Source organism: Flavobacterium sp., from assembly GCF_035760125.1.
Lineage (GTDB): Bacteria > Bacteroidota > Bacteroidia > Flavobacteriales > Flavobacteriaceae > Flavobacterium.
Window position 1 is genome coordinate 1 of record NZ_DASTTN010000554.1, and the last position, 3,331, is coordinate 3,331.

The following is a 3,331-nucleotide window of genomic DNA, read 5'->3' on the forward strand; positions in this document are numbered from 1 at the left end:
CAAATTGCATCGGGTACATTTCACGGTAGAAATCTTTGTAATCAGCATCCGATAAATCTGTTGGTTGTTTTGTCCAAGCTGGATTTGGGTTGTTAACGATGTTGTCAATTTCAACTGTTTCAGCAACATAATCTTCTGGAGCATCTTCAGGTTTTGGAAGCGTTTGTGTTTTTGTTCCAAATTTAATTGGAATAGGCATGAACTTATTGTATTTACTCAACAAGCCAGAAATTTTAAATTCTTCCAAGAATTCAAGAGAATCTTCTGCAATGTGCAAAATGATTTCAGTTCCTCTGGTAGTTTTGTCAGCCGCTACCAATGTAAACTCAGGGCTTCCGTCACAAGTCCAGTGTGCCGCTGGTTCATCTTTGTATGATTTGGTGATGATTTCCACTTTTTCTGCAACCATAAAAGCAGAGTAAAAACCTAGTCCAAAATGACCAATGATTCCTGAATCTTTGGCAGAATCTTTATATTTATCCAAGAATTCTTCAGCTCCAGAAAAAGCTACCTGATTGATGTATTTTTCTACTTCATCGGCAGTCATTCCCAATCCTTGGTCAATGATGTGGAGTTTTTTACCTTCTTTGTCAATTTTAATTTCAATAATCGGAGAACCATATTCAACCTTGGCTTCACCAATACTAGTAAGGTGTTTTAGTTTTAAAGTTGCATCGGTTCCGTTTGAAATCAATTCACGCAAGAAAATTTCGTGGTCACTATAAAGAAACTTCTTGATTAAGGGAAAGATGTTTTCAACCGAAACATTAATTTTACCTGTTGTCATGTTTTTATATTTATTAATGGTTTTACAATTGGTAAAAGTAACTTTCAAATAGGATACCAATTGTTATAGTAGTGACAAATTGTCGTAGGCAAATTATATGATATGTGAAGTTCGATTTTAAATTTTGGGAGCAGAAAGATTAGGCTTTTTTGCTAGCATCGTCCCGCTATCCGTTTCCATCTTGTAAGCCGAACCCCGGCTTACAAGGATGTCCACTGCTATCGGGGCTAAGGGGAGGAATTTTGCTTTTTTGTAAATATTCATTAGCGTAAATTGGGTCATTGCGAGGTTTATTCCGCTCGCTGGGGAGTTTATGTTTTTTGTGTCACAATCCGTTTAGTTATTAGACTAGCAACAATTAAGTTTGGAATCCAACACAGCCAAGCGACAACAATGTAGGCTTTTACAAAATCACCATAGACCAATGTCAAAAGTGGAAGCCATATTCGTAATGTTACGGCAGCAAAACAAGCAGCATAACTGTAAATCATCATCTTTTGATGTTGTTCAACTTGTTTGTTTTTGATGTGTAAATAAGACCGCAAAGTTGTATAAAACCAAGTAATACCTAAACCAATAAAACCTAAGGAAGCTATAAGTCCCCCAGTTGCAAAAAGGCCAATATAGATACCCGCTATTGAACTAAGAATAACCGAAATCAGGTAAATCTTACCAACTTGCTTATGTAGATTAAGATTCCTTATCCTGATTTTTGAACTGAATTGTGACCAGCCAATGAGTAAAGCGATTCCTCCTAAAATTATATGAGTATAAAAGCCAATGTTCCAAAAAGTGTTCGTCAATAATTCAGTGGATTTTGAACTTAATAGTCCAAATTTTCGGTCTACCAAAAAGTAAATACTTGGATAGAGTCCAATTACAATTGCTAATGCAACAAATAAAATCCATAATCCTTTTTTTGTCATAGTATTGTTCGGTTAAATTATCACCAATGTCTCAACGCTTGGCAAGTTTGTGGGCAATTGGCTGTCACTGTATTTTCCAATGCGTAATCCAAATGTCAATTGTATCGTTAAAATCTTTAAGCATCATTTAATGTGTTTACTGTTCATTTAGATTTTTTTCTGTATTTGCCAACAATGTCCAAAAGGGTCTTTGAACATTCCTTGTCTGTAACCGTAATCGTAGTCTTGGGCAGGACTGATTTCTGTTGCTCCCGCCTGAATAGCTTTTTGCATTACTTCATCTACATTAGGGACAAACAAACCGATAATCGCGGTTACTCCCTTTGCACTTATTGGTTCAAGAGCATTACGCATTGTTTCGTGTAGGTGAAAAATTGCACCGTTAATTTCCAATTCTACAACATGAATACTCCCGTCATCGTTCAGAAAATGAAAATGTTCCGTAGCCCCGAATTTTGTGTAGAAATCAATATTGAACGTACCATTGGGAATGTGCAGTTCAGGGGCAAAATGTGTAGTGTTGTCTATTGTTGCCATAATGTTTGGTTGTATTATTTTCAGTTATCTTAGAAATTTTTAGTTCACTATAGCCCTTGAAATCCGTGCCCCAGCTCCGCAAAGTCTCAAGTCTTTGCGGAGCGGGGCAAGAAAGAAAGTTGTTGTCAGTCAATTGAAATATTGGGTACAACAGCCTTCATTGGAAAGTATTCGTATCTATTTATTTTCCCCGCAGGGTCGTTTGCGATGATGTCTTTTAGTTCTTGTTCGTTGTCTACCGCTACAATGCCCAGTCCATAAATTTCTTTTGGGTCAATAACAGGACCGAAAGCGTAAACTTTTCCTTGCTTCATCTTTTCTGTCCAGTATGCAATATGTTGTAACATGATTGTCCTTTCATTGTCTGTCATTGTCATTGCAAAGTCGGGTCTTGAAGGGTTCAAATAAACAGCATAAAATTGTTTTTCCATATAGTTTGTTTTTAATCGTTTGCGTCTGTGTAATATAATAATTGCTAATATTCCCCGCTCCTCAAAGTCTCAAGACTTTGCGTTTTTTTTAATGTTCTTTATAACAGTAAATTTAATAAAAGTCTCCCGGCTTTTTTTATGAATATCTTAGAAATTCAGCACTTTTGCTGATAAAGTTATTTTGTAAACAGAAACTTTTCCCCTTTATAAAAGAAGAAAAACTACAAAATAATAGCTTTGTTACTTTGTAGTTTCTTTGTAACTCTTGAATCGCATGTAATTCTAAAAGTATTTACGGGAAAAGTTGGGAGACTTTTATCATGTTCACAGCTTTCAAAAACTTAAAAAAAAACGCAAAGTCTTGATAATTTGCGGAGTTGGGCCATGTATGGGGTTATTTGGGATAAACGATATGGCAAAAAAATAACCCGCTCTCTGAAGTCTCTAGACTTCGTTACACAGGTAGAGCAAACAATAGAATTCCACAATCAAAGTCTTTGCGAGGTATGAAGCAACCTCACGACCAAAAGCAAATCCGACAAGTCTATACATACAACGTTGAAAAAAAGCCTTGCAGGATTATTGAACAAGCTAATTTATTTATAAATAAGCTGAGTTCGATTAGTGCTTTTTTTTCTTTCCAGATAATG

4 protein-coding genes are annotated in these 3,331 nt (G+C 35.8%); all 4 read right to left on the reverse strand.

Annotated features, from left to right (window positions below):
• Positions 1 to 787 (reverse strand): ATP-binding protein (locus tag VFS71_RS19780; RefSeq protein WP_326403411.1); only part of this gene is annotated, 787 nt, incomplete at its 3' end.
• A 311-nt stretch (positions 788 to 1,098) separates the two neighbouring features.
• A complete protein-coding gene (locus tag VFS71_RS19785; RefSeq protein ID WP_326403412.1) occupies positions 1,099 to 1,713 on the reverse strand; it encodes a DUF2306 domain-containing protein in 615 nt (204 codons plus the stop codon).
• A 147-nt stretch (positions 1,714 to 1,860) separates the two neighbouring features.
• The gene (locus VFS71_RS19790) at positions 1,861 to 2,250 is read right to left on the reverse strand and encodes a VOC family protein (protein WP_326403413.1); all 390 of its coding nucleotides are present in this window, start codon (positions 2,248 to 2,250) and stop codon (positions 1,861 to 1,863) included.
• 125 nt (positions 2,251 to 2,375) lie between these two features.
• Positions 2,376 to 2,681 (reverse strand): YciI family protein, encoded by a 306-nt coding sequence (locus tag VFS71_RS19795; protein WP_326403414.1) that lies wholly within the window; start codon positions 2,679 to 2,681, stop codon positions 2,376 to 2,378.
• Between the last annotated feature and the right edge of the window lie 650 nt (positions 2,682 to 3,331).

What these genes read in the sequence shown, in the direction of transcription:
- VFS71_RS19785 (WP_326403412.1), bottom strand. Translation starts at nt 1,713, where the DNA reads ATGACAAAAAAAGGATTATGGATTTTATTTGTTGCATTAGCAATTGTA.
- VFS71_RS19790 (WP_326403413.1), bottom strand. Translation starts at nt 2,250, where the DNA reads ATGGCAACAATAGACAACACTACACATTTTGCCCCTGAACTGCACATT.
- VFS71_RS19795 (WP_326403414.1), bottom strand. Translation starts at nt 2,681, where the DNA reads ATGGAAAAACAATTTTATGCTGTTTATTTGAACCCTTCAAGACCCGAC.